This window comes from Rhodoferax sp. GW822-FHT02D07, from assembly GCF_058802405.1.
This window is the reverse complement of sequence record NZ_JBXAOD010000004.1, coordinates 82,189-105,536: the sequence shown is the minus strand read 5'-3', so window position 1 is coordinate 105,536 and position 23,348 is coordinate 82,189. Positions and strand designations below refer to the sequence as shown.

At 63.5% G+C, this 23,348-nt stretch carries 22 protein-coding genes; 7 read left to right on the top strand and 15 right to left on the bottom strand.

All coding sequences use genetic code 11. The features are described from left to right. Positions 1-13: 13 nt before the first annotated feature. Both AC1RNN_RS11255 and AC1RNN_RS11250 read right to left on the bottom strand, forming a co-directional pair. Entirely contained in the window at positions 14-628 is a 615-nt protein-coding gene (locus tag AC1RNN_RS11255) for a hypothetical protein (RefSeq protein WP_493089308.1), read from the bottom strand. A gap of 153 nt (positions 629-781) precedes the next feature. Further along, on the bottom strand, positions 782-2,641 hold the full coding sequence (locus AC1RNN_RS11250) for an ABCB family ABC transporter ATP-binding protein/permease (protein ID WP_493089309.1): 1,860 nt from the start codon (positions 2,639-2,641) through the stop codon (positions 782-784). A 43-nt stretch (positions 2,642-2,684) separates the two neighbouring features. On the opposite strand from AC1RNN_RS11250, the gene AC1RNN_RS11245 reads away from it, so the two are divergent. The 7 genes from AC1RNN_RS11245 (at position 2,685) to AC1RNN_RS11215 (ending at position 10,091) form a co-directional block, all read left to right on the top strand. Then, positions 2,685-3,101 (top strand): acyl-CoA thioesterase, encoded by a 417-nt coding sequence (locus AC1RNN_RS11245; RefSeq protein ID WP_493089310.1) that lies wholly within the window; start codon positions 2,685-2,687, stop codon positions 3,099-3,101. A 187-nt stretch (positions 3,102-3,288) separates the two neighbouring features. Beyond that, the gene (locus AC1RNN_RS11240) at positions 3,289-4,185 is read left to right on the top strand and encodes a branched-chain amino acid ABC transporter permease (protein WP_493089312.1); all 897 of its coding nucleotides are present in this window, start codon (positions 3,289-3,291) and stop codon (positions 4,183-4,185) included. Next, positions 4,185-5,261: a branched-chain amino acid ABC transporter permease gene (locus tag AC1RNN_RS11235; RefSeq protein ID WP_493089313.1), complete on the top strand. Its 1,077-nt coding sequence runs from the start codon at positions 4,185-4,187 to the stop codon at positions 5,259-5,261. Before AC1RNN_RS11240 ends, AC1RNN_RS11235 begins: the two co-directional genes overlap by 1 nt. Then, entirely contained in the window at positions 5,258-6,085 is an 828-nt protein-coding gene (locus AC1RNN_RS11230; RefSeq protein ID WP_493089314.1) for an ABC transporter ATP-binding protein, read from the top strand. Before AC1RNN_RS11235 ends, AC1RNN_RS11230 begins: the two co-directional genes overlap by 4 nt. Then, positions 6,082-6,879 carry an ABC transporter ATP-binding protein gene (locus AC1RNN_RS11225; RefSeq protein WP_493089315.1) on the top strand — a complete coding sequence of 266 codons (798 nt, stop codon included), beginning with the start codon at positions 6,082-6,084 and terminating at the stop codon, positions 6,877-6,879. Before AC1RNN_RS11230 ends, AC1RNN_RS11225 begins: the two co-directional genes overlap by 4 nt. A gap of 130 nt (positions 6,880-7,009) precedes the next feature. Then, positions 7,010-8,866 (top strand): AMP-dependent synthetase/ligase, encoded by a 1,857-nt coding sequence (locus tag AC1RNN_RS11220; RefSeq protein ID WP_493089317.1) that lies wholly within the window; start codon positions 7,010-7,012, stop codon positions 8,864-8,866. 49 nt (positions 8,867-8,915) lie between these two features. After that, positions 8,916-10,091: an ABC transporter substrate-binding protein gene (locus AC1RNN_RS11215; RefSeq protein WP_493089319.1), complete on the top strand. Its 1,176-nt coding sequence runs from the start codon at positions 8,916-8,918 to the stop codon at positions 10,089-10,091. A gap of 66 nt (positions 10,092-10,157) precedes the next feature. Here AC1RNN_RS11215 and AC1RNN_RS11210 read toward each other — a convergent pair whose 3' ends face one another. The 13 genes from AC1RNN_RS11210 to AC1RNN_RS11150 form a co-directional block, all read right to left on the bottom strand. Next, positions 10,158-10,850, bottom strand: a complete 693-nt coding sequence (locus AC1RNN_RS11210; RefSeq protein ID WP_493089320.1) for a hypothetical protein — start codon at positions 10,848-10,850, stop codon at positions 10,158-10,160. 172 nt (positions 10,851-11,022) lie between these two features. Next, positions 11,023-11,505 (bottom strand): thioesterase family protein, encoded by a 483-nt coding sequence (locus AC1RNN_RS11205; protein WP_493089321.1) that lies wholly within the window; start codon positions 11,503-11,505, stop codon positions 11,023-11,025. Beyond that, a complete protein-coding gene (locus AC1RNN_RS11200) occupies positions 11,505-12,689 on the bottom strand; it encodes an acyl-CoA dehydrogenase family protein (RefSeq protein ID WP_493089323.1) in 1,185 nt (394 codons plus the stop codon). Before AC1RNN_RS11200 ends, AC1RNN_RS11205 begins: the two co-directional genes overlap by 1 nt. Before the next feature lie 2 nt (positions 12,690-12,691). Then, complete coding sequence (locus tag AC1RNN_RS11195; RefSeq protein WP_493089324.1) at positions 12,692-13,579, bottom strand: SDR family oxidoreductase; 888 nt, start codon at positions 13,577-13,579, stop codon at positions 12,692-12,694. Further along, the gene (locus tag AC1RNN_RS11190) at positions 13,579-14,250 is read right to left on the bottom strand and encodes a TetR/AcrR family transcriptional regulator (RefSeq protein WP_493089326.1); all 672 of its coding nucleotides are present in this window, start codon (positions 14,248-14,250) and stop codon (positions 13,579-13,581) included. The genes AC1RNN_RS11195 and AC1RNN_RS11190 overlap by 1 nt, the downstream gene beginning before the upstream one ends. 58 nt (positions 14,251-14,308) lie before the next feature. After that, a complete protein-coding gene (locus AC1RNN_RS11185; RefSeq protein ID WP_493089327.1) occupies positions 14,309-15,073 on the bottom strand; it encodes an enoyl-CoA hydratase in 765 nt (254 codons plus the stop codon). Between the two features lie 44 nt (positions 15,074-15,117). Further along, entirely contained in the window at positions 15,118-15,921 is an 804-nt protein-coding gene (locus AC1RNN_RS11180; RefSeq protein WP_493089328.1) for an acyl-CoA thioesterase, read from the bottom strand. Continuing rightward, entirely contained in the window at positions 15,918-16,811 is an 894-nt protein-coding gene (locus tag AC1RNN_RS11175) for an alpha/beta hydrolase family protein (protein ID WP_493089330.1), read from the bottom strand. The genes AC1RNN_RS11180 and AC1RNN_RS11175 overlap by 4 nt, the downstream gene beginning before the upstream one ends. Positions 16,812-16,867: 56 nt before the next feature. Continuing rightward, a complete protein-coding gene (locus tag AC1RNN_RS11170; protein ID WP_493089331.1) occupies positions 16,868-18,061 on the bottom strand; it encodes an acetyl-CoA C-acyltransferase in 1,194 nt (397 codons plus the stop codon). Positions 18,062-18,073: 12 nt separating this feature from the next. Further along, positions 18,074-18,568, bottom strand: coding sequence for a DUF4442 domain-containing protein (locus AC1RNN_RS11165; protein WP_493089333.1), 495 nt, complete (start codon positions 18,566-18,568; stop codon positions 18,074-18,076). Between the two features lies 1 nt (position 18,569). Next, positions 18,570-20,969, bottom strand: coding sequence for a 3-hydroxyacyl-CoA dehydrogenase/enoyl-CoA hydratase family protein (locus AC1RNN_RS11160; RefSeq protein WP_493089335.1), 2,400 nt, complete (start codon positions 20,967-20,969; stop codon positions 18,570-18,572). Positions 20,970-21,020: 51 nt separating this feature from the next. Next, the gene (locus AC1RNN_RS11155; protein WP_493089336.1) at positions 21,021-21,464 is read right to left on the bottom strand and encodes a DUF2147 domain-containing protein; all 444 of its coding nucleotides are present in this window, start codon (positions 21,462-21,464) and stop codon (positions 21,021-21,023) included. Between the two features lie 60 nt (positions 21,465-21,524). Beyond that, positions 21,525-23,321 (bottom strand): acyl-CoA dehydrogenase C-terminal domain-containing protein, encoded by a 1,797-nt coding sequence (locus AC1RNN_RS11150; protein WP_493089338.1) that lies wholly within the window; start codon positions 23,319-23,321, stop codon positions 21,525-21,527. Positions 23,322-23,348: the final 27 nt, after the last annotated feature.

Genomic DNA, 23,348 nt, shown 5'->3' with positions numbered 1-23,348 from the left:
GACCGCAGAGGCTTCACGCTTTGACGCCCTGCCCCGTCAGGGCGGCGTAGGCAGTACGTGTAGCAGGTGCGACGGAAGCCAGCACCTGTGCGTAGGGTGTCTGATGCCGCGCCAGCAGCCGCGCCGAGGCCACGGCCTTGGAACGGCAGAACCAGTGGCAGGTGTGCTGCATGAGGAAGAGCTCGGCCGACAGGGTGAAGGCCCTGGCTTTCTGGCTGCGCTGCTCCCGGTTGTCCATGGCCTGGGCGATGGCACGGGCATGCAGGGCCAGGGCCTCGCGCAGGTCAAAACTGGCGCCCGGCATCCAGACAGTGGCCAGCGGCAGGGCCACGGGCAGGGTGCTGATGCGGGTGGCGGCCGCATCTTCCTGCGCCACGTCATTGGCAAAGGACTGGAACTGGTCGCGCAGGCGCTCCTCCTGCACCGCCAGAAAGCTCCAGACCTGGTTCTGGCGCGTGATATCCGTTTCGCCCAAGGCGCGCAGGTAGCCCTCGGTCAGGCCTTCCATGAGCTGTTCGATGTCGTAGCGCGCGAGGTGCCGGCCCAGCAAGGCAATGCGGACGCGCTGCTCGCGCGTCTTGAGCACCAGCACGCCCAGTACCAGCGCGACAAACAGGAGAAGATCCATGGAGGGAAAGAGAAAGGGAGAACAGGAAAGGCCCCGGGGGCCGCGGCCCAAAGTGTAAGGGCGCCGCACAAGACCTTTGACGCGGCGGGCATGCTATCAATTACGGAGCTGCTCGCGCAATGACTACGAGGGCTAGAGCTGCATTTATTAAAACTACTCCGAACTCTGCTGCAAGGCCCACATGGCGGCGTACCGGCCATTGGCGGCCAGCAGCTGGGCGTGGGTGCCGCGCTCGACGATGTGGCCGGCATCCATGACCAGGATCTCGTGCGCATCCACCACGGTGGAGAGGCGGTGCGCAATGACCAGCGTGGTTCGGTTCTGCGACACACCCTGCAGCTCGGCCTGGATGGCGCGTTCGTTGGCGCTGTCCAGTGCGCTGGTGGCCTCGTCGAAGATCATGATGGGCGGGTTCTTGAGCAGGGTGCGCGCGATCGCCACGCGCTGCTTCTCGCCTCCGCTGAGCTTGAGGCCGCGCTCGCCCACCATGGTCTCGTAGCCTTTGGGCGTGGCGCTAATGAACCCGTGGATATGGGCGGCACGAGCTGCGGCCTCCACCTCACTGCGCGAGGCGCCGGGGCGGCCGTAGGCGATGTTGTATTCCACCGTGTCGTTGAAGAGCACCGTGTCCTGCGGCACGATGCCTATGGCCTGGCGCACGCTGGACTGGGTGACCTGGCGAATGTCCTGGCCGGCGATGGTGATGCGCCCGCAGCCCACGCCACCCGCCGCCGATGCGCCCACGTCATAGAAGCGGAACAGCAACCGCGCCAGGGTGGACTTGCCCGAGCCGCTGGGACCGACCACGGCCACGGTCTTGCCCGCCGGAATCTCGAAGCTGATGCCATGCAGGATGGTGCGCACCGGCTGGGCTACCGGGTCGTAGGCAAAGGTCACGTCCTCAAAGCGCACTGTGGCATCACTGCCATCGGCCGCAAGCTGCAGTGCCTGCGCGCCCGGGGCATCAGCAATCTCGCGCTCGCGCTCCAGCAGGCCGAACATCTTTTCCAGGTCAGTCAGGCTCTGTTTGATCTCCCGGTAGATCACGCCCAGGAAGTTGAGCGGGATGTAGAGCTGGATCATGAAGGCGTTGACCATGACCAGGTCGCCCAGCGTCATGCGTCCGTCCACCACGCCTTGCGTGGCGCGCCACAGCATGGTGACCAGTGCCGTGGCAATGATGAGCTGCTGACCGGTGTTGAGCAGGGACAGCGTGGTCTGGCTCTTGATGGCGGCACGGCGGTAGCGCTCCAGGTTTTCGTCGTAGCGCTGCGCCTCGAAGGCCTCATTGTTGAAGTACTTGACCGTCTCATAGTTCAGCAGCGAGTCGATGGCACGGCTGTGGGCCGTGCTGTCGAGGTCGTTCATCTTCTTGCGGAACTGGCTGCGCCACTCGGTCACCGTGACGGTGAAGATGATGTAGAGCACCAGGGCCGCGCCGGTGATCCATGCGAACCAGACGTCGAACTTGACAGCCAGCAGCGTGAGCACCAGCACCACCTCGATGAGGGTGGGGATGATGCTGTAGAGCGAGTAGCTGATGAGCGAATGGACACCGCGGGTGCCGCGCTCGATGTCGCGCGTCATGCCACCGGTCTGGCGCTCCAGATGAAAACGCAGACTCAGGGCGTGCAGGTGGCGGAACACCTGCAGGCTGATGGAGCGAGACGCCCCTTCGGTAGCCTTGGCAAAGACCAGCTCGCGCAACTCGGCAAACAAGGAAGTAGACAGGCGCAGCGCGCCATAGCCGAACAACAGCGCCACGGGCACGACCAGCAGCGCGGTCGGGTCGCCGGGCTTGAGGGTCATGGCGTCGACGAGGTTCTTGAGCAGCACCGGCACGCTCACATTGGCCACCTTGGCCCCCACCATGAAAGCCAGCGCCGCCATGACCCGCCACTTGTAGGCCCAGAGATAAGGAAAGAGGCGGCGCAGGGTGTCCCAGTCGGAACGCGGGACGCTGCCGCTCGCGGTGGCGGGCGCGGCGGCGGCAGGGAGGGCGGAGGAACGCATGGGGGACAATCGGAGCTAGTTATCTTTAGTCAGGATTGTGCCCATGTCTACCAATTCAAGTCCCCTACTCGTCCAATTGCCCCAGGACCAGGAGTTGGTGCTCAAAGTCATCCCCATGCCCGGCGACTGCAATGCCAACGGCGACATCTTCGGCGGCTGGGTCATGGCCCAAGTCGACCTGGCCGGCTCCGTACTGCCGGCCCGCTATACCCAGGGCCGCATGGCCACGGTCGCGGTCAACGAGTTCGTCTTCAAACAACCCGTGCGCGTGGGCGACATCCTGAGTTTCTTCAGCAAGGTCAGCCGCATTGGCCGCACCTCCATCACCGTGAAGGTGGAGGTCTATGCCGAGCGTTTCCGCACCCAGGGGCAGTACATCAAAGTCACCGAGGCGTCACTGACCTATGTGGCGATTGATGACAAAGGACAGCCCCGAGAGATACCGGTCCGCACACTGTGATGCTATTTTTTATATAGCTTCTGGCGCAATATTTACGGGGCCTACAGACCGATTCGCTGAAAATCAGAAAGCCCTACGCGGACTGATGGAATAGCCCTGCGCCTAGGGAGAACGAGATCAGTGAGAACCCTATCGGTGAATCAGAGGGCTCCCGCTATAACCGAACTGCACAACACAAGGAGGCAAGGTGCAGTTCCTTCAATTGCTGATCAGCGGCGTGGCACAAGGGTGCATTTACGGGCTGATCGCACTGGGCTTCGTGCTCATCTACAAGGCGACCGAGACCGTCAGTTTTGCCCAAGGGGAACTGATGATGCTGGGCGCTTTTGGCGGCCTGGCTGGCATGACGCTGCTGGGCTTTCCCTACTGGGTGGCCGTGCCCTGCGCCATTGTGGCCATGGTGGTCTTCGGCATCCTGCTCGAACGCATCGTCATCCGCCCCGTGCTGGGCCAGCCTGCCTTCTCCATCGTCATGCTGACCATCGGCATCGGCTACGTGGCGCGCGGCCTCATCACCATGGTGCCCGGCATGGGCACCGACACCAACGCCCTGCCCGTGCCCTACAAGGACGAGATCCTCAAGTTCGGTGGCAACGAGATGGGTGTGGGCGCACTGATCCTCAACCTGGAACACCTCGCCATCATCGGCGCCACCGGCACCCTCTGCGCCTTGCTGTTTGCGCTGTTCCGCTACAGCAAGCTGGGCATCGCCATGCAGGCCGCCTCGCAAAACCAGCTGGCTGCTTACTACATGGGCATTCCGGTGCAGCGCCTCAACGGCCTGGCCTGGGGTCTGGCTGCTGCGGTCGCGGCCATTGCCGGCATCCTGCTCGCCCCCATCACTTTTGTGCACGCCAACATGGGCTTCATTGGGCTCAAGGCCTTCCCTGCCGCCGTGGTGGGAGGCTTTGGCAGCCTGCCCGGCGCCATCGTGGGCGGGCTGGTCATCGGCCTGGTCGAATCCTTCGCCGGCTTTTACCTGCCTGACGGCTTCAAGGACACCGCCGCCTATGTGGTGGTGCTCGTCATGCTGATGGTCAAGCCCAACGGCCTGTTCGGCGAAAAACTGCGGAAAAAAGTCTGATGCGCTTCATCTTCAAAACGAACTACGCGCAGGACATCCGCCTGGCCAAGCATGGTGGCCATGTGTTCTGGTACAGCGCGCTGCTGCTGTTTCTGGCGGCTGCCCCCTGGCTGCTGACCGAGTACAGCCTGGCGCAGCTCATCCTCGTGCTGATCTACGCCATCGCCGGCCTGGGGCTGATGCTTCTGGCGGGCTTTACCGGCCAGTTCTCGCTGGGCCATGCCGCCTTTCTGGGCGTGGGCGCCTATACCCAGGCCTACCTCACGGCAGCGGGCCTGCCCTTCCTGCTGTCGCTGGCGGTGTCGGGCTTTCTGTCGGCGCTGATCGGCATCGTGGTGGGCCTGCCCGCGCTGCGACTCAAGGGCATTTACTTGGGCATGGCCACGCTGTCCTTCGGCTTCATCATCGAAGAGGTGTTTGCGCGCTGGGAATCTGTCACCGGTGGCAACGCAGGCAAATCCGTCAACGCCATCCAGTTCATGGGCTACGACTTGGGCAGTGGCACCGGCTTCTACTTTGTCTGCCTGCTGGTCACCATCGCCGCCACGCTGGGCATTCTCAACCTGCTGCGCGCGCCCACCGGCCGGGCCTTTGTCGCCATCCGCGATTCGGAAATCTCGGCGCAGAGCATGGGCATCCACCTGGCCTATTACAAGACCCTGTCCTTCGCCATCTCGGCGGCCTTGGCGGGCGTGGCCGGCGCGCTGTATGCACACAATCTGCGCTTCATCTCGCCCGACCAGTTCAACCTGATGCAGTCCATCGACCTGCTGCTCATGATCGTCATTGGCGGACTGGGCTCCATCCACGGCGTGTTCCTGGGCGCCATCTTCCTGATCATCCTGCCGCAGGGCATCTCGGCCATCAAGGAATTCCTGCCCGAAGTCGTTGGCCAGGCCCCGGGGCTCAAGAGCGTGATCTACGGCAGCATGCTGATCGCCTTTGTGCTGTTCGAGCCGCTGGGCCTGTACGGCCGCTGGCTCAAGGTGCGCACCTACCTGCAGATGTTCCCCTTCTACCGCAAGGGCATGTTCAAGCGCCAGAAATCGTTCCAGAAATCGGACAGACTGAAATGACCCCCGACACATTGCTTTCTGCCCAAAACCTCAGCGTGCGCTTTGGCGGCGTGCTGGCGGTCAACAACGTGAGCTTCGAGGTCAAGCAGGGCGAGGTGTTCACCCTCATCGGCCCCAATGGCGCCGGCAAGACCACGGTGTTCAACCTCATCAGCCGCATCTACACGCCCACCACCGGCAGCATCGACTACCTGGGCCCGCAAGGACCGCTCAAGCTCACCGCGCAGCCCCCGCAGGACGTGGCCTCGCTGGGCATTGCACGTACCTTCCAGAACATCGAGCTCTTCGAGCACGCCAGCGTGCTGCACAACCTGCTCATCGGTCGCCACACGCACCGCCAGACCGGGCTGTGGCAAGACATCTTCTTCACCGCCAAAGCCCGTGAGGCCGAGTTGCGCGCCCGTGAAAAGGCGGAGGAAGTCATCGAGTTCCTGGACCTGCAGCACCATCGCGACTCCATGGTGGCCGGCCTGCCTTACGGCGTGCGCAAGGTGGTGGAGATGGCGCGCGCACTGTGTACCGAGCCGCGTCTGTTGCTGCTGGATGAACCCTCCAGCGGCCTGAATGTGGAAGAAACCGACGACATGGCCTTCTGGATCCAGGACATCAAGAACGAGCTGGGCATCACCGTGCTCATGGTGGAACACGACATGAGCTTGGTCTCCAAGGTCAGTGACCGCGTGCTGGCGATGAACCAGGGCGAGGTACTGGCCATGGGCACACCGCGCGAGGTACAGACCGACCCCGGCGTGGTGGAGGCCTATCTGGGCTCCATCGACGACGTGTCCTCCCTGCGCCGGCAAAACACCGTGGAGGCCGCATGAGCACCCAGCCGCCCCCCATAAGCGACCAGCCTGTGCTCAAGCTGCTTAATGTGGAGAGTGCCTACGGCCCGATCAAGGCGATACGCGGCGTGAGCCTGCAGGTGCGGCGCGGCGAGATCGCCACCGTGCTGGGCAGCAATGGCGCGGGCAAGACCACCATCCTCAAGACCATCTCCGGCATCATCGATCCGCGCAAGGGCTCGGTGGAGTTCAAGGGCGAGGACATCACCGCGCAGGACCCGGCCTATATCGTCGAGGAAGGCCTGAGCCATGTGCCCGAGGGGCGCGAGGTGTTTCCCCTGCTGTCCGTGCGCGACAACCTGCTCATGGGCGCCTACACCCGGCCGGACCGCGATGGCGTGGCCAAGGACATCGAGACGGTCTACGGCTATTTCCCCATCCTCAAGGAGCGCGCCACGCAGGACGCGGGCCTGCTCTCGGGCGGGCAGCAGCAGATGCTGGCCATCAGCCGCGCACTCATGGCCAACCCCGACCTGATCCTGCTGGACGAGCCCAGCCTGGGCCTCAGCCCCAAGCTCACCAAGGAGATCTTCGAGATCGTGGTGCGCATCAATCGCGAGCGCGGCACCACCATCCTGCTAGTCGAACAGAACGCCAACATGGCGCTCAACGCTTCGGACTACGGCTATGTGCTGGAGAACGGCCGCATCGTCATGGAAGACACCTGCGCCCACCTGCGCGAGAAGGACGACATCAAGGAGTTCTACCTCGGCATGAAGGAAACGGGCGTGCGCGGCGAGCGGCGCTGGAAGAAAAAGAAGACCTGGAGATGAATATGACCCCCACGCTCCGCCGCTTCGCGGGTCGCTGCCCCCCGAGGGGGCTAATTTGCCTTGGGGCGGCCCTGCGGCAAATTGCCTTTCCCTCCGAGCTACTTGGCTGTAGCACGTTAAGGACGGCAGCATGACCGGCCTCTGGGACACCTCACACATCAAGCCGCAACAAGGCATTGCCATGGCGGGCGAGACCATTCCGGCCATGTTCTGGAATGCCGTCGAAAAACGCGGCCCCAATGTCTGGCTGCGGCAAAAGCACCTGGGCTTGTGGCGCAGTTGGACCTGGCAACAGACGGCCGATGCCGTGGCCGAAATTGCTGGCGGCCTCATGAGCCTGGGCTTCCAGAAAGGCGACACTGCCTCGATACTGGCCAATACCGTGGTCGAGTGGGTCTGGGCGGACCTAGGCATTCTCTCGGCTGGCGGTGTCTCCAATGGCATCTACCCCACCGACGCGCCCAGCCAGGTGCAGTACCTGTGCACCGACTCCGGCACCAGTGTGCTGTTTGTAGAGGACGACGAGCAGCTCGACAAGGCGCTGGAAGTACGCGACCAGTGCCCCACGCTGCGCACCATCGTGGTCTTTGACATGGAGGGTCTGCGCGGCCTGGACGAACCCGGCGTGTTGAGCCTGGAGGCGCTGCGTGCGCTGGGCCGCGCCTACAACGCCACCCATCCGCAAGCCGTGCAGCAGCGGGTGCACACCTGCCAGCCCGAGGACCTCGCCATCCTGGTCTACACCTCGGGCACCACCGGCAAGCCCAAGGGTGCCATGCACCTGCACCAGGGCTTGGTCTACACCGTGCGCGGCTACAACACGCTGGTGGCGCAAGACGAAAACGATGAGCGCATTTGTTTTCTGCCGCTGTGCCATATTGCCGAGCGCATGGGCGGCGAGTACTTCGCGCTCTACACCGGCTCCAAGCTCAACTTCGTGGAGAACCCCGAGACCATTCCCGAGAACGTGCGCGAGATCGCGCCCACGGTGTTCACTGCCGTGCCGCGCGTCTGGGAAAAGTTCTACTCGGGCGTGATGATTGCGCTCAAGGAAGCCGGCTGGCTGCAACAGGCCGTCTACGGCTGGGGCATTGGCGTGGGCACCCGCATCTCCGAGCGGGTTTTGGCCGGCCAGCCCGTGGGGGCCGGGCTCAAGCTGCAGTTCCGCCTGGCCCAGTGGCTGGCGCTCAACAATGTGCGCAAGCTCATCGGCATCCACCGCGCGCGGTTTCTGGTAACCGGCGCGGCGCCCATTTCCCCCGATCTGGTGAAGTGGTACCTGGCGCTGGGCGTGCCCATGTTGGAGGTGTGGGGCATGACAGAGACCTGCGGCGCCTCCACCGGCGTGCCGGCCGACAAGATCAAGCCCGGCTCCATCGGGCCCGCGGCGGGCTTCAACGAAGTGAAGCTGGACCCGGCCACGGGCGAGATCCTGGTACGCGGCAAGAACGTGTTTGCGGGCTACCTCAACCTGCCCGAAAAGACCGCCGAGACCATCGACGCCGAAGGCTGGCTGCACACGGGTGATGTGGGCGTGGTGGACGCGGAAGGCTACTTCCGCATCACCGACCGCATGAAGGACATCATCATCACGGCCGGCGGCAAGAACATCACACCCAGCGAGCTGGAGAACGACCTCAAGTTCTCGCCCTATATCACCGACGCGGTGGTGATCGGTGACAAGCGCGCCTACCTCACGGTCATCGTCATGATCGACCAGGAGAACGTGGAGAAGTTTGCCCAGGATGCCGACATTCCCTTCAGCAACTACGCCTCGCTCACGCGCGCGGCCGAGGTGCAGGCGCTGATCCAGGCCGAGCTGGACCGGGTCAACAAGAAGTTCGCCCGCGTGGAGCAGATCAAGAAGTTCTTCCTGCTGGAGAACCAGCTCACCGCCGAAGACGAGGAACTCACCCCCACCATGAAGCTCAAACGCAAGCTGGTGGAGAAGAAATACGAAGCCCAGATAGAGGCGATGTATCGCTGAAGCGCGGCCGCGCCATCAGCACACCTTTCAACAACGAGGAGACATGACCATGAAACTGCGTACCACCATCGCGCTGGCCACCCTGGCCCTGGGCGCGACGCTGGCCAGCGCCCAGCAAGGCGTTGGCAAAGACGAGATCCTGCTGGGCTCCATCCAGGACCTTTCCGGCCCACTAGCGGGCTTTGGCAAACAGGCACGCGCCGGCATGCTGCTGGCCGTGGACGAGATCAACGAGCAAGGCGGCATCAACGGCCGCAAACTCAAGCTCAATGTGGAAGACTCAGGCTACGACCCCAAGAAGGCAGTGCTCGCGGCACAGAAACTGGTCAATCAGGACAAGATCTTCATGATGGTGGGTCACATCGGCACCGCCCAGAATATGGCCGCCATGCCCGTGCAATTCGAGAAGAATGTCATCAACTTCTTCCCCATCACCGCTGCGCGCGAAATGTACGAGCCCTTCCACAAGCTCAAGTACTCCTTTGCCGCCCCCTATTACGACCAGATCCGCCTGGCCACGCCCAAGCTGGTGAAGGAAAAGGGCGCCAAGAAGGTCTGCACCCTGTACCAGGACGACGACTTCGGCCTGGAAGTGCTCAAGGGCGGCGAGGACGGTCTCAAGACCATCGGCATGGAATTCGCCGAGAAGACCTCGTACAAGCGCGGCGCCACCGACTTCTCCTCCCAGGTCGCCAAGATGCAGTCCAGCGGCTGCGACTTCATCGTGCTGGGCACCATCATCCGCGAGACCATCGGCGCCATCGGTACCGCGCGCAAGCTGGGCTACAACCCCACCTTCCTGGGCTCCAGCGCCGCCTATACCGACCTGATCCACAAGATCGGCGGCAAGGCCATGGACGGCCTGTACGCCACCATGACGGTACAAAACCCCTATACGGATGAGCAATCTCCCGCCATTCGCTTCTGGGCCAACAAGTACAAGACCAAGTTCAGCGAAGACCCCACCGTCTTCTCGGTCTACGGCTACATGATCATCAACACCTTTGCCTCGGTGGCCAACAAGGCGGGCAAGAACCTGAGCAGCGACAGCTTCATCAAGGTGATGGACACCCTGACCATTCCGGCAGACATGTTCGGTGCACCCGTGCAGACCTTCAGTGCCACCAAGCGCCTGGGCAGCGATGCAGCGCGGCTGTCGCAAATCACCGACGGCAAATGGAAGGTTGTGTCTGACTACATGGGTGGCACACCCGCGAAGAAGTAAGCCCTGTTGCAGCAACAAAAAAGCCACCGGAAGGTGGCTTTTTTTTTTGGGCGCTGCGCGTGGTGCTCAGCTGGCCGACGAGGCCGCAAAGCTGGTGTATTGCTGCAGGGCCTTCTGCAAGGCGCTTTTCTGCAGCTGCAGCAGCGATGCCTTGTTGGTCAGCGCCGTGCTGGTCTGGGCAATCGCGCCGTCGCTGGCCAATTCCTTGGTCGCCACCTTGTCCATCAGGTTGCCCAGCTTGTCCAGGGTATCCCGCACGCCGGAGGGCGACGCCTGGTAAGCCGTCGCGAGCTTGGTCGCGTCCAGCGTGTAGCGGCCGTCGCTGCCCTTGGAGAGGCCCAGGTTGCGCAGGCTGCTGATCTTGGACATGTCCGCCCCCATGGTGCGCACCAAGGCCTTGCTGATGCGCGACGCGCCGCTCGTGTCGGTGGTCACGGCGGAAGAGGCCGACGCCATCGCGTTGAATTTCTCCACCAGGCTGGTCATGGCGGCCTTCACTTCGTCGGCCGTGGCATTGTCCTTGAGGTCGGCCACAACTTTCGCCGCACTCTGGGCCTGGGCCACCGCAGCCTTGAACTTGCCCAGGGTGGACAGGCTGGCCGAGGCGGTATCCAGCTGCGTCTGGATCTTGTTGCCCGAGCGTTGCAGCCCGGTACCAATCGGGTCCAGGCGATCGCTGGCGGATGTGCTTTGTGTGCTGGTTTGGGTGGTGGTCTGGCTGCTGCTGATACTTGTGCTGGACCAGGCGGTGATTGTCATGGACGCTCCCTTCGTGAGGCCGGCAAGCCCCGTGCAAGCGCGCATGGTGCCCAAGCCGGGCGCGGCTGAAGCCCGGAGGTGGACGGAAAAGCCCCCTCAGTTCAAGCCATCAATAAAGCTGGCACCCAGCCCCCATGGATAGTGCGCGAGCAGCTACCAAATTAATAGCAAATCAGGAGACGATGTAGGCGGCAGAACCGGTGGAGAGCAGCTTGCCGTCCGCCCCCAGGAATTCCATGCGCGTGGACGCCACGCGCGAGCCCAGGCGCATGACCTCGGCGCGCAGGGTGAAGTGCTCGCCGATGCCGGGGCGCAGGTAGTCAATGCGCAGGTCGATGGTGCCCAGCTTGGCAAAGCGTTGCAGGCGCTGCAACGGTGGTTCGTCCATATGGCGTGCACCGATAGCGGCCATGACCGCTAGACCGCCCATGGCGTCCAGCCCCGCGCTGATGACGCCGCCGTGGATGCGGTTGAAGCTGTAGTGGCCCACCAGTTCCGGCTTCATGGTGATGGAAGCCTCTACACGTTCGGGCGTGATGCTGCCGATGGAAAGCCCCAGCACGCGATTGAAGGCGATGGACTCCTCGAAGATTTTCTTCAGCGGCGCAATGAATTCCGGCTCGAAGACGATGGGGGCATTTGGTGTTTTGCTCATCAGATTCCCAGTTGGCGTGATGCCAGTTCCTTCATGATCTCTTCGGCCCCGCCGCCAATCATCATGACCTTGACCTCGCGGTAGATGCGCTCACACGCCGTGCCGCGCATGAAGCCCATGCCCCCCAGAATCTGCACGCCCTGGTCGGCGCAGAACTGCATGGTCTGCGTGGCATGGTTCTTGAGCAGACAGACCTGAGCCACCCATTCTGCACCCTTGGCGGACTTGTCGCCCCGGTCGCCGGCATCCGCCCGTGCGCTGACGGCCTGCAGCCAGGCGCGTGTGGACTCGATGCGCATCTTCATGTCCATCAGCTTGTGGCGGATGACCTGGTGGTCTACCAGGGCCGTTCCAAAGGTCTTGCGCTGCTGCGCCCAGGAGAGCGCCTCGTCATAACAGCACTCGGCAAAGCCCAGCGCCATGGCCGACATGGAAAGGCGCTCGCCATTGAAGTTGGTCAGGATGATCTTGAAACCCGCACCCTCCTCACCCACCAGATTCGCCACTGGCACGCGTACGTTGTCGAAGCGCAGCTGGGCCGTGTCCGAGCACTGCCAGCCCATCTTGCGCAGCGGGCTGCGTGACAACCCTGGCGCATCGCCCGGCACCACGAGCATGGAGATGCCCATGGCCCCTTTGTTCTGCGGATCGGTACGCACGGCCACGGTGATCCAGTCTGCCCGCATGCCGGAGGTGATGAAGACTTTTTCTCCGTTCACCACATAGTCGCCGCCGTCGCGCACTGCCGTGGTCTTGAGGGCGGACACATCGGTCCCGCCACCGGGCTCGGTAATCGCCAGCGCCGCAATCCTGCGGCCTGCCAGCACATCCGGAATCACCTGATCCTGCAGCGCCGCCGAGCCATGGCGTAACACGGGCGGCAGGCCGATGTTGTGGCTGAACAGGCTGGCCATGAGGCCACCACTCCCACCAGCACGCGCCAGCGCGATGGTCAACGCGTTGCGCAAGGCCCAGGGTGCGGGTGTGCCGCCCAGCGCCTCGGGGTAGCCCAGCCCCAGCCAGCCCAGATCGGCCGCACGTTCGTAGAGGTGGCGCGGAAACTCGCCCGCATCTTCCCAACCCCCCAGGTGGGGTGCCACCTCGGTCTGGATGAAGCGGCGCGCCGCGTCCTCGACGGCGGCAATATCTTGGGGCGAAAACACGTCATCCATGGCGGCCGACATGTTCAGCTCCCTCCGAACACCTTGGGCAGGCGCGCGCGGTGGAAGCCGTTGAAGGGCTTGATCCCCTCGCGCGCCTGGGCCTTCTCGTCAGCCACGCGCATGGGGTAGCCCATGCGGGCTTGCGGGCGCGCACCATCGATACGCAAGGTAGTGCCACTGATGAAGGAGGCCGCAGGGCTCAGCAAAAACACAATGCCCGCCGCCGTCTCGGCCTCGGTGCCAAAGCGGCCCACAGGCACGGTCTTGGCCATCTCGCGCACCATGGGCGCCATCTCCGCCGGGTAGTGGTCCATGCCGCTGGAGGCGATATAGCCCGGCGCCACCGCGTTCACACGCACGCCGCGGTTGGCCCACTCCACGGCGGCAGTCTCGGTAAAGCTCACCATGCCCGCACGCGCCGCACCGCTGTGGCCCATGCCCGGCATGGAACCCCACATATCGGCCACGATGTTGACGATGGCGCCGCCCTGCTTGGCCATGGTCTGGGTGTAGCACTCGCGCGCCATCAGGAAGCCGCCCGTCAGGTTGGTGTGCACCACGGCCTCCCAACCCTTGGCGCTGATGGCTTCCAGCGGTGTCATGTACTGGCCGCCTGCGTTGTTCACCAGGCCGTCGATGCGGCCGTGCTGTTGCAGGATGTCGGCCACGGTCTGTTTGACCGCCTCTTCCTGCCGGATGTCGCAGCTGTGGATGCTGGCGCTGCCACCGTCCTCGGCAATCTCGGCCTGCACGGTCTGCAGCTTTTCCAGCTTGCGCCCCACCAGCGCCACGGTTGCGCCCAGCGCCGTGAGCTCGTGCGCAACGCAACGGCCTATGCCGGAGCCGCCGCCCGTTACCACCACCACCTTTCCGGCAAACAGGCCGGGCGCGAACACCGAAGCGTAGGGCATCAGGACTCCTTCAGAAACAGGGACACGGCGGCATCGCCCAGCGCTTGCATGCTGGCGCCCTTGCGCGCATCGAACCATTGCACCGACCAATTCAGCGCCCCCAGGATGAGCAGGCGCGCGAGCTTGACCGGGGCCTTGAGCTGCCCCTGGGCATGCAGGGCTTCGAGCACCGGCATCCACAGCGCCTCGTAGTCGGCAATGAGCTTGGCCAGCAGCTTGCGCTGGCGCAGATTGAGCGAGCGCCACTCATAGAGCATCACCGGAACAAAGTCATTGCCCGGCCCCAGCAGCACCGCGAAGTGCGCATGCACCAGCGCCCGCAACTGCTCGGCCGGGGGCAGCGCGGCATAGCCGGGCTGGCCAAAGGCAGCCTGCTGCTGGGCCAGTGCGGTGTGCATGCCCTGCTCCATGACGGCAAACAGCAGCGCATCCTTGCTCTTGAAATGGTAGAAGGGCGAGCCGCTCTGCATGCCCGCCGCCGCGGCAATGTCACGCGTGGTGGTGGCGGCAAAGCCCTTGCGCCGGAACAGCTGGGCGGCGGCAGCAAGAAGCTCATGGCGGCGGTTACCGTCGTCGCGTTCGTCCACTGTCTTGCGCGGGCGGCCGCGGGGACGCTTAGGCGCCTCGGCGGAAGACTCAAAAGCAATAATCGGGGCGTCGGCGGATGTCATCCCCGCACCTTAGCAAAACCCTATATTTTTGACAAGCGCTTGCTTGGCAAAAATACGATCAGACTTTACTGAAGTCGGGCTTGCGCTTCTCCATGAACGCAGAAAAAGCTTCCTTGGCCGCCGGTTCGCCCAGCATCTTGCCAAAACTCACCGCTTCCTCGTCGATGCGCGCCAGCACTTGTTCCATCTGGCCCTTCTTGAGCAGGCGTTTCGTTTCGATCAGCGAAGCAATAGGCTTGGCGGCCAGCTTGCGGGCCTGGGCCTGGGCGATGCCATTGGCCTCGGTGGGTGGCACCACGCGGTTGGCCAGGCCCACTTCAAGCGCGGCCTCGGCCATGAAGGGCTCGCCCATGAGCAGGGCTTCGGCCGCGCGGTGGTAGCCCAGCATCTGCGGCACCAGCAGGCTCGACGCTGCCTCGGGGCACAGGCCCAGGTTCACAAAGGGCATGGAGAAGGCCGCGTTGTCGCCCGCATAGACGAGATCGCAGTGGAACAGCAGCGTGGTGCCAATGCCCACAGCCGGGCCGCAGACGGCCGCCACGATGGGCTTGGGGAAGGAGGCAATGGCGCGCAGAAAGCGGAACACGGGCGCATCCTGGGCCTTGGGCGCGTTGCTGAGGAAGTCACCAATGTCATTGCCCGCGCTGAACACCGTGGCGTCGCCCTGCAGCACCAGCACGCGCACGCTGGCATCGGCCGCAGCGGCTTCCAGCGCATCGGCACAGGCGGCGTACATGGCCTGGGTGAAGGAGTTCTTTTTCTCGACACGGTTCAGCGTGAGGGTGGTAACGCCGGCGTCGGTATGGATGAGGATGTCTTGCATGGTCTGTCTCGTGAAGGGATGGCCTGATTGGATCACTGTTTGCGTCACTGCTTGTAATAGACGATCTGGTGTGTGCTGACCAGCAATACGCCTGCTTCGTTCCAAAGCTGGCTACTCTGGTCAAAAAACCCGTTGCGAAAGGCCTGGGCCTTGGCTTGGCCCAGCAGGTAGCCGCTGCCTGTGGCCGCGAGTTGCTCAGTGCTGGCATGGAAGTAGACGGTCATGGACACCGTACCCACGGGCGTAGGGGTGGCTCGGCGAATGAAGACGCGCGGAAAGAAAACATCGGCGATGGCCGTGAGCGAGGCAAAGTCCAGCGGACGCGGCGGGTGGTCGCGCACCCAGAGCTGGGACAGGCTGCTCTCGCCGCTGCCGTTCCATTCCTGCGACAGGGAACCCACCACCGGCCGCGACTCGTAGCGCCGCACAAACTGCATGGGGGCACGCACCTCCGGCAGGGCCAATGACTGCGGCGGCGGGCAAGCCGGCATGGGCTCCTCATCCAGACTCCAGGTTTCGCGGCGCACCGCCGTCACGGCGGTGGCGGTGAGTACCACCTGGCCATCCTGCAACATCTCAATGCTCCAGTGCTGGGTGGAGCGATTGGTGCGCACCGGGCGCGCCTGCAGCGTGAAACTGCCATCGGCGACAGCGGCGCAGAAATTCACGGTGAACGATACCGGCTCACCCAGGCGATCCGGGTGCTGCAGCACCGCCGAGAGGGCCTGCGCAGCAGTGATACCGCCAAACGGCCCCACCATGTTGGCGTAACCGGAATGGGTATGGCCCAACCATCCACCATCGGTCTGGCGTTGCAGCGCCACAGCTTCATCAAAAGGATGGGTCATGCGGAAACGGGTTGGGAAGAAGTGTTTGCGAAACCGCTGAGCCACTGCTCCAGGCGCGGCCACAACAAGGTCTGGTGTTCAGGGCGGAAGGGACCGAAGTGTCCCAGGCGGCGCACAGCCACGTCGGATGGGGCAATGCTGAGCACCGAGCGCGGCGCATTCTCGTAGAGATTGACCAGGCTGTGCGTGCCGCGCAGTGTCATAAGCTCATCGTCGGTGACCGACAGGGCCAGCACCGGAAATTGCACCTTGGCATAACTTTGCTGCACGGCGCTGCCTTCGGCGCCCACGCTGTAGCGCGGGTTCAGGCACCACTTGCGCCACTGCAGGATCACGCCCTTGGGCAGGTCACCGACCTTGCGCAGGCGCTTGCCCGGGAAGTAGCCGCACAGGCGCGTGGCCAGCGGCACCAGGATGAACCAGAAGTAGGGCACGATGCGCTTGAGCTGGGGCGCATTCTCGCGCCAGTAGCCACTGCCCGCTGCCACACTGAGCAGGCCGTCGACCTGGCCCGCGTTGCGCAGCAGACCCGGCAGTTGCGCACCCAGGCTGTGGCCCAGCAGGTACAGCGGCCGCTCCGGCAGGCTGGCCTTGGCCTGGGTGATGACAGCTTCGTAGTCGCGCGCCCAGTCATAAAGGTCGGCACGAAAACCCTTGAGCCCGCCCGCGGGTAGTGAGTCGCCCATGCCACGGTAGTCAAAGCTGGTGACCTGCCAGCCCTGTGCCGCCAGCCACTGGGCGAAGGCGGCGTAGTAGTCCTGGCGCACGCCCATGGCGCCGCCTATGACGACATTGCCACGTGCCGCGCCCTGGGGCGCGTAAGTGCGCAGGGCCAACGGCGTGCCGTCTTCGGCCTGCAGGGTGTGGGAGACAAAAGAAGGGCTGGCCATGCTGCACTCCTGAAGAATAAAAAAAGGCCACACGAGGTGGCCTTTCGGATTGGCGTTTACACGCGCTCGAAGATGCCGGCGGCACCCTGCCCGGTACCCACGCACATGGTGACCATGCCGTACTTCAGGTTGTGGCGACGCAGTGCGTGCACCACGGTCGCGGCGCGGATGGCACCGGTGGCGCCCAGCGGGTGGCCCAGCGCAATGGCGCCGCCCATGGGGTTGACCTTGGTGGCGTCCAGGCCTAGCGTGTTGATGACGGCCAGCGACTGGGCGGCAAACGCTTCGTTGAGTTCGAACCAGTCGATGTCTTCGTGCTTGAGGCCGGCGTAGCGCAACGCGGCGGGGATGGCCTCGATCGGGCCGATGCCCATGATTTCGGGCGGCACGCCGCGGGCGGCGAAGCTGACAAAGCGCGCCAGCGGGGTCAGGCCGAATTGCTTGACGGCCTTTTCGCTCGCCAGAATGAGGGCGCCGGCGCCATCACTGGTCTGCGAGCTGTTGCCAGCGGTGACACTGCCACGGGCAGCGAACACGGGCTTGAGCTTGGCCAGGCCTTCGAGCGAGGTGTCGGGGCGGGGACCTTCGTCTAGGCTCACAGTGCGCGTGCGTGTGGACACTTCGCCCGTGGCGAGGTTGGGCGTGCGCTCGATCACGTCAATGGAGGTGATTTCGTTGCTGAACTCACCCGACTGCTGGGCCTTGATGGCGCGCAGGTGCGATTCCAGCGCGAAGGCGTCTTGCATCTCGCGTGTCACCTTCCACTGCTGGGCCACTTTTTCAGCGGTCAGGCCCATGCCGTAGGCGATGCCGACGTTCTCATCGCGCTCGAAGATGGCGGGGTTGAAGGAGGGCTTGTTGCCGCCCATGGGTACCATGCTCATGGATTCGGCGCCGCCGGCGATGAGCACATCGGCTTCGCCCACGCGGATGCGGTCGGCGGCCATCTGGATGGCGGAGATGCCGGAGGCGCAGAAGCGGTTGACGGTGATGCCGCCCACGGGGTGGTCAAAGGCCAGGCCCACGGCCACGCGGGCCATGTTCATGCCCTGCTCGCCCTCGGGGAAGGAGCAGCCGATGATGGCGTCCTCAATCGCCTTGGGGTCCAGCGTGGGGACCTGGGTCATGGCGCTCTTCAGCGCTGCAACCAGCAGTTCGTCGGGGCGAGTGTTGCGGAAGTAGCCACGGCCGGAGCGCCCGATGGGGGTGCGGGTGGCGGCAACAATGTAGGCGTCTTGGACTTGTTTCATAGGGAAACTCCTTTATTTTTTCGGGGTGGGAATCCACGCCCAGATGAATTCACACTGGATGGGCTGCTCGCCCGATTCGTCGCTGACCAGCACAGGCACGCTGACTTCGCCTTTGTCGCTTTGCAGCATCTGCAGGCGCTGCGCATCGGACAGGGTGGCCACGGCGCGCATGGCACCTTGGGCACGGCGCTTGAAGTCGATGCGCATGGTCTTGGCCAGGGGCAGGCAGTCATCACGCACATTCATGCCCACCACCATGCCCGTGGCCGTTTCGGCCAACAAGGCCATAGCGGCGGCGTGCACGCCCTGGATGTGGTTCTGCACGCGGCGCTCATTGGCCACGGCAATCTCCACACGTTCAGGCGCCATGTGCGCAAAGTCCAGCCCGGCCGTGCCCGTGAAAGGAACGGCGCGGCCCATGACCTTGCTCCGCGCCCAGGGACGCAGAAAGGCAGGCACGCGCTCGAGCTTGGCAATCGAACGGGCCAGGCGGTTGGGCTGAGCCATCTTAGTTGCGCACCGGCTTGCCGGTGGACATCATGCCCATGATGCGTTCTTGCGTCTTGGGGTGGGTCAGCAGGCTGCAGAATGCCTTGCGTTCCATGGCCATGAGGTATTCCTCCGTCACCAGGGTGCCGGCATCCACTTGGCCGCCACACACCACTTCGGCAATCAGCAAGCCGATGTGGAAGTCATGCGCGCTGATGAAGCCGCCATCACGCATGTTGACTAGCTGGGCGCGGATGGTGGCAATGCCACTGCGTCCGGCCACGGGGAAGCTGCGCTTGTGCGGCGCGCGGTAGCCGCCGTTGAACAAGGCTTTGGCTTCGTTGATGGCGACAAACAGCAGCTCATCCTTGTGCGGCACCACGATGTCGCTGTCCAGCAGGTAACCCAGCTTGCGGCTTTCGAGCGCGCTGGTGCCCACCTTGGCCATGGCGGCGGCGGTGAAGCCCTCGGTCAGGAAAGGCAGGATGTCCTTGGAGGTGGACAGCGCCATGTTCTCGGCGGCACGACGTGCGATGTAGGTGAGGCCACCAGCGCCAGGCACCAGGCCCACGCCGACTTCCACCAGGCCGATGTAGCTTTCCATCGCGGCTACGCGCTTGCTGGAGTACACCGCCAGTTCGCAGCCACCGCCCAAGGCCAGACCACGGATGGCGGAGACCACGGGCACGTTGGAGTAGCGCAGCTTGAGCATGGCGTTTTGCAGCTCGGCTTCTGCACCTTCAATGGCCTTGGCACCGCCCATCATGAAGGCGGGCATCATGCCTTGCAGGTCGGCACCGGCAGAGAACATCTCGTCGGGCGACCAGATCACCAAGCCCTGGTAGTCCTTCTCGGCCAGCTCCTGGGCCTGCAGCAGACCTTCGATGACGCCACCACCAATGGCGTGCATCTTGGTCTTGATGCTGGCGATGAGCACTTCATCGTCCAGCGTCCACAGGCGGATGGACTCGTCTTCGAACACGGTCTTGCCGGCAGTTTCTGCCTTGGGCGCGTTGGCACCCAGCACGCTCTCGGGGAAGTGCTGGCGCGCGTACACGGGCAGTTGGCGCACGGCGACGAACTGGCCAGTGGAGGGGTTCCACGAACCTTCCGGCTGGTGCACACCTCCACGCTCGGCCACAGGTCCCTTGAACACCCACTCCGGCAGCGGCGCCTTGCACAGGGCCTTACCGGCGTCGATGTCTTCCTGCACCATCTTCGCCACTTCGAGCCAACCGGCTTCCTGCCAGAGCTCAAATGGGCCTTGCTTCATGCCGAAGCCCCAGCGCATGCAGAAGTCCACATCGCGCGCGTTGTCAGCGATGGAAGCCAGGTGGATGGCCGCGTAGTGGAAGCTGTTGCGCAGGATGGCCCAGAGAAACTGGCCTTCCTTGCCTTCGGCATTGCGCAAGAGCTTGAGGCGCTCGGCAGCAGGCTTCTTGAGCATGCGGCCGTAGACCTCGTCGGCCTTCTGGCCGGCGGGCACATATTCCTTGCTGGCAAGGTCGAAGCGCGACACATCGCGGCCCACCTTCTTGAAGAAGCCGGCCTTGGTCTTCTGACCCAAGTTGCCCATTTCGAGCAGAGTCTTGAGCACGGTGGGGGTGGCGAAGCTTTCGTAGAAGGGGTCGGTCTCGATGCTCAAGGTGTCCTGCAGCGTCTTGATCACGTGGGCCATGGTGTCCAAGCCCACCACATCGGCGGTGCGGAAGGTACCCGACGATGCGCGACCCAGCTTCTTGCCCGTGAGGTCGTCCACCACATCAAAGGTCAGACCGAAGTTTTCCACTTCCTTCATGGTCAGCAGCATGCCGGCGATGCCGACACGGTTGGCGATGAAGTTGGGGGAGTCTTTGGCACGCACCACGCCCTTGCCCAGGTTGCTGGTCACAAAGGCTTCGAGGTCGTCCAGCACTTTGGGCTGGGTGGTGGGGGTGTTGATCAGTTCCACCAGCGCCATGTAGCGCGGGGGGTTGAAGAAGTGGATGCCGCAGAAACGCGGCTTGATTTCTTCGGGCAGGGCCTCGGAGAGCTTGGTGATCGACAGGCCCGAGGTGTTGCTGGCCACGATCGCGTGGGGGGCGACAAACGGGGCGATCTTCTTGTACAGATCAAGCTTCCAGTCCATGCGCTCGGCGATGGCCTCGATGATGAGGTCGCAGTCGCGCAGTTGCTCCAGATGCTCTTCGTAATTGGCCTGGCCAATCAGCGCGGCGTCGTCTGCCACGCCCAGCGGCGCGGGCTTGAGCTTCTTGAGGTTGTCGATGGCCTTGGTCACGATGCCGTTCTTGGCGCCCTCCTTGGCGGGCAGGTCGAACAGCACCACGGGCACCTTGACGTTGACAAGGTGGGCCGCGATCTGCGCCCCCATCACGCCGGCACCAAGCACGGCAACTTTTTTCACTTGAAATTTGGACATGGCCATTCTTTCGCAGATGGGCCGGCACGCAGCCGGCCCTGGTTCATGGGTTTACTGGACGCGAATCCAGGTCTGGGTGCGGCCGAACAGGGGCGCACCGATGTAGCCGCGGACTTCGAGCTTCTTGCCGCCCTCGATGGGCGTGAGCTGCACCTTGTAGACCTTGCCGGTTGACGGCTCCACGATGGTGCCGCCGTCCCACAGGTTGTCACGCGTTTCGGACTTCTTCAGGCCGCGCATCAGGTCCAGGCCCACGATGGGCTGGTCCTTGCGGTCGTCCTTGCACTCCACGCACTTGTCATCGGGCTTGGACTTGGGGTCCAGCACCTTCTCGATCTTGCCGCTGATCACGCCCGCGGTTTCCACGATGCGGATCTCGGACTTGGCACTGCCGTCCTTGTCGTCGATCGTCTTCCAGAGCCCCACGGGGTTCATTTGCGCCATGGCTGCGCCAGCGCAGCATCCGATTGCCAATACCAAAGTCGTACGCAGCATGGTTGTCTCCTTGTAGTGCTGTCGAGAAAAGGACTGAAGTGCCAAATAGCAGGGCTGGTTTTAGGCCAAAGCCGCCTCGGTGTCCATCAGGGACTTGGAGCCGGCGCGCGCGGTGCGCATCAGGGTCGCGGTCTCGGGGAACAGCTTGGCGAAGTAGAAGCGTGCGGTCTGCAGCTTGGCCACGTAGAAGGGGTCGGTGTTGCCGGCAGCGATTTCACGCAGTGCCACCCGGGCCATGCGTGCGAAGAAGTAGCCAAACACCAGATGGCCGGCCACGCGTAGGTAGTCCACGGCGGCTGCGCCCACTTCGTCGGGGTTCTGGAAGCCCTTGAAGCCGATTTCGGTCGTGAACTTCGTCATCTGGTCGCCGAGGACGGCGATGGGGGTGATGAATTCGGCCATCTTTTCGTTGACGCCCTCTTCTTCCACCAGCTTGCCCACCAGTTTGCCGAACTTCTTCAGCGTGGCGCCGTTGTTGCCCAGGATCTTGCGGCCCAGCAGGTCCAAGGATTGGATGGTGTTGGTGCCTTCATAGATCATGTTGATGCGGTTGTCGCGCACAAACTGCTCCATGCCCCATTCCTTGATGAAACCGTGGCCGCCGAAGACCTGCATGCAGGCGTTGGTGGCGATATGGCCGTTGTCGGTCAGGAAAGCCTTGGCGATAGGGGTCAGCATGGCCAGCATTTCGCCAGAGTCCTTGCGCACCTTCTCGTCGGGATGGTTGTGCTCTTTTTCAAGCAGCATGGAGCAGTAGGCCTGCAGAGCGCGGCCGCCGTCAGCGTAGGCACGTGCGGTCATCAGCATCTTGCGCACATCGGGGTGCACGATGATCGGATCGGCGGGCTTGTCTTTGGCCTTGGGGCCGGTCAGCGAACGCATCTGGATGCGGTCCTTGGCGTAGGCCAGTGCGTTCTGGAACGCCACTTCGGTCAGGCCCAGGGACTGGTTGCCCACGCCCAAGCGGGCGGCGTTCATCATCACGAACATGCCTTGCATGCCCTTGTTGGGCTGGCCCACCATGGTGCCTACGGCGTTATCCAGCACCATCTGGCAAGTCGCGTTGCCGTGGATGCCCATCTTGTGCTCCAGGCCGCCGCAATAGATGCCGTTGCGCTCGCCCAGGGAACCGTCCTTGTTCACCAGCACCTTGGGCACGATGAACAGGCTCACGCCCTTGATGCCAGGAGGCGCATCAGGCAGGCGGGCCAACACCAGGTGGATGATGTTGTCGGTCATGTCGTGCTCACCAGCACTGATGAAGATCTTGTTGCCGCTGATGCGGTAGGTGCCGTCAGCCTGAGGCTCGGCCTTGGTGCGCATCAGGCCCAGATCGGTACCGCAATGGGGTTCGGTCAGGCACATGGAGCCGGTCCACTCGCCACTGGTCATTTTGGGCAGGTAGGTGGCCTTTTGCTCGGGGGTGCCATGGGTTTCCAGCGCAGCGTAGGCGCCGTGGGTCAGGCCGGGGTACATGGTCCAGGCCTGGTTGGCGCTGTTGAGCATTTCATAGAACATGCCGTTGACCACATAGGGCAGGCCTTGACCACCGTATTCCGGGTCGCAGCCCAAGGCAGCCCAGCCGCCCTCGATGTACTTGGCATAGGCTTCCTTGAAGCCCTTGGGCGTAGTGACTGCGTGGGTACTCTGATCGATCTTGCAACCCTCTTCGTCACCGCTGATGTTCAGGGGGAATGTCACCTCGGCAGCGAACTTGCCACCCTCTTCGAGCACGGCGTTGATGGTATCGGCGTCAATGTCCGCATGCTTGGGGATTTGCTTGAACTCGTCGACCACATTGAGCACTTCGTGCATCACGAACTGCATGTCGCGCAGTGGGGGGGTGTAAGTTGGCATGGTGCTTTCTCCTAGGGGTAACTGAAT

What these genes read in the sequence shown, in the direction of transcription:
- AC1RNN_RS11255 (WP_493089308.1), bottom strand. Translation starts at nt 628, where the DNA reads ATGGATCTTCTCCTGTTTGTCGCGCTGGTACTGGGCGTGCTGGTGCTC.
- AC1RNN_RS11250 (WP_493089309.1), bottom strand. Translation starts at nt 2,641, where the DNA reads ATGCGTTCCTCCGCCCTCCCTGCCGCCGCCGCGCCCGCCACCGCGAGC.
- AC1RNN_RS11245 (WP_493089310.1), top strand. Translation starts at nt 2,685, where the DNA reads ATGTCTACCAATTCAAGTCCCCTACTCGTCCAATTGCCCCAGGACCAG.
- AC1RNN_RS11235 (WP_493089313.1), top strand. Translation starts at nt 4,185, where the DNA reads ATGCGCTTCATCTTCAAAACGAACTACGCGCAGGACATCCGCCTGGCC.
- AC1RNN_RS11230 (WP_493089314.1), top strand. Translation starts at nt 5,258, where the DNA reads ATGACCCCCGACACATTGCTTTCTGCCCAAAACCTCAGCGTGCGCTTT.
- AC1RNN_RS11225 (WP_493089315.1), top strand. Translation starts at nt 6,082, where the DNA reads ATGAGCACCCAGCCGCCCCCCATAAGCGACCAGCCTGTGCTCAAGCTG.
- AC1RNN_RS11220 (WP_493089317.1), top strand. Translation starts at nt 7,010, where the DNA reads ATGACCGGCCTCTGGGACACCTCACACATCAAGCCGCAACAAGGCATT.
- AC1RNN_RS11215 (WP_493089319.1), top strand. Translation starts at nt 8,916, where the DNA reads ATGAAACTGCGTACCACCATCGCGCTGGCCACCCTGGCCCTGGGCGCG.
- AC1RNN_RS11210 (WP_493089320.1), bottom strand. Translation starts at nt 10,850, where the DNA reads ATGACAATCACCGCCTGGTCCAGCACAAGTATCAGCAGCAGCCAGACC.
- AC1RNN_RS11205 (WP_493089321.1), bottom strand. Translation starts at nt 11,505, where the DNA reads ATGAGCAAAACACCAAATGCCCCCATCGTCTTCGAGCCGGAATTCATT.
- AC1RNN_RS11200 (WP_493089323.1), bottom strand. Translation starts at nt 12,689, where the DNA reads ATGTCGGCCGCCATGGATGACGTGTTTTCGCCCCAAGATATTGCCGCC.
- AC1RNN_RS11195 (WP_493089324.1), bottom strand. Translation starts at nt 13,579, where the DNA reads ATGCCCTACGCTTCGGTGTTCGCGCCCGGCCTGTTTGCCGGAAAGGTG.
- AC1RNN_RS11190 (WP_493089326.1), bottom strand. Translation starts at nt 14,250, where the DNA reads ATGACATCCGCCGACGCCCCGATTATTGCTTTTGAGTCTTCCGCCGAG.
- AC1RNN_RS11185 (WP_493089327.1), bottom strand. Translation starts at nt 15,073, where the DNA reads ATGCAAGACATCCTCATCCATACCGACGCCGGCGTTACCACCCTCACG.
- AC1RNN_RS11180 (WP_493089328.1), bottom strand. Translation starts at nt 15,921, where the DNA reads ATGACCCATCCTTTTGATGAAGCTGTGGCGCTGCAACGCCAGACCGAT.
- AC1RNN_RS11175 (WP_493089330.1), bottom strand. Translation starts at nt 16,811, where the DNA reads ATGGCCAGCCCTTCTTTTGTCTCCCACACCCTGCAGGCCGAAGACGGC.
- AC1RNN_RS11170 (WP_493089331.1), bottom strand. Translation starts at nt 18,061, where the DNA reads ATGAAACAAGTCCAAGACGCCTACATTGTTGCCGCCACCCGCACCCCC.
- AC1RNN_RS11165 (WP_493089333.1), bottom strand. Translation starts at nt 18,568, where the DNA reads ATGGCTCAGCCCAACCGCCTGGCCCGTTCGATTGCCAAGCTCGAGCGC.
- AC1RNN_RS11160 (WP_493089335.1), bottom strand. Translation starts at nt 20,969, where the DNA reads ATGTCCAAATTTCAAGTGAAAAAAGTTGCCGTGCTTGGTGCCGGCGTG.
- AC1RNN_RS11155 (WP_493089336.1), bottom strand. Translation starts at nt 21,464, where the DNA reads ATGCTGCGTACGACTTTGGTATTGGCAATCGGATGCTGCGCTGGCGCA.
- AC1RNN_RS11150 (WP_493089338.1), bottom strand. Translation starts at nt 23,321, where the DNA reads ATGCCAACTTACACCCCCCCACTGCGCGACATGCAGTTCGTGATGCAC.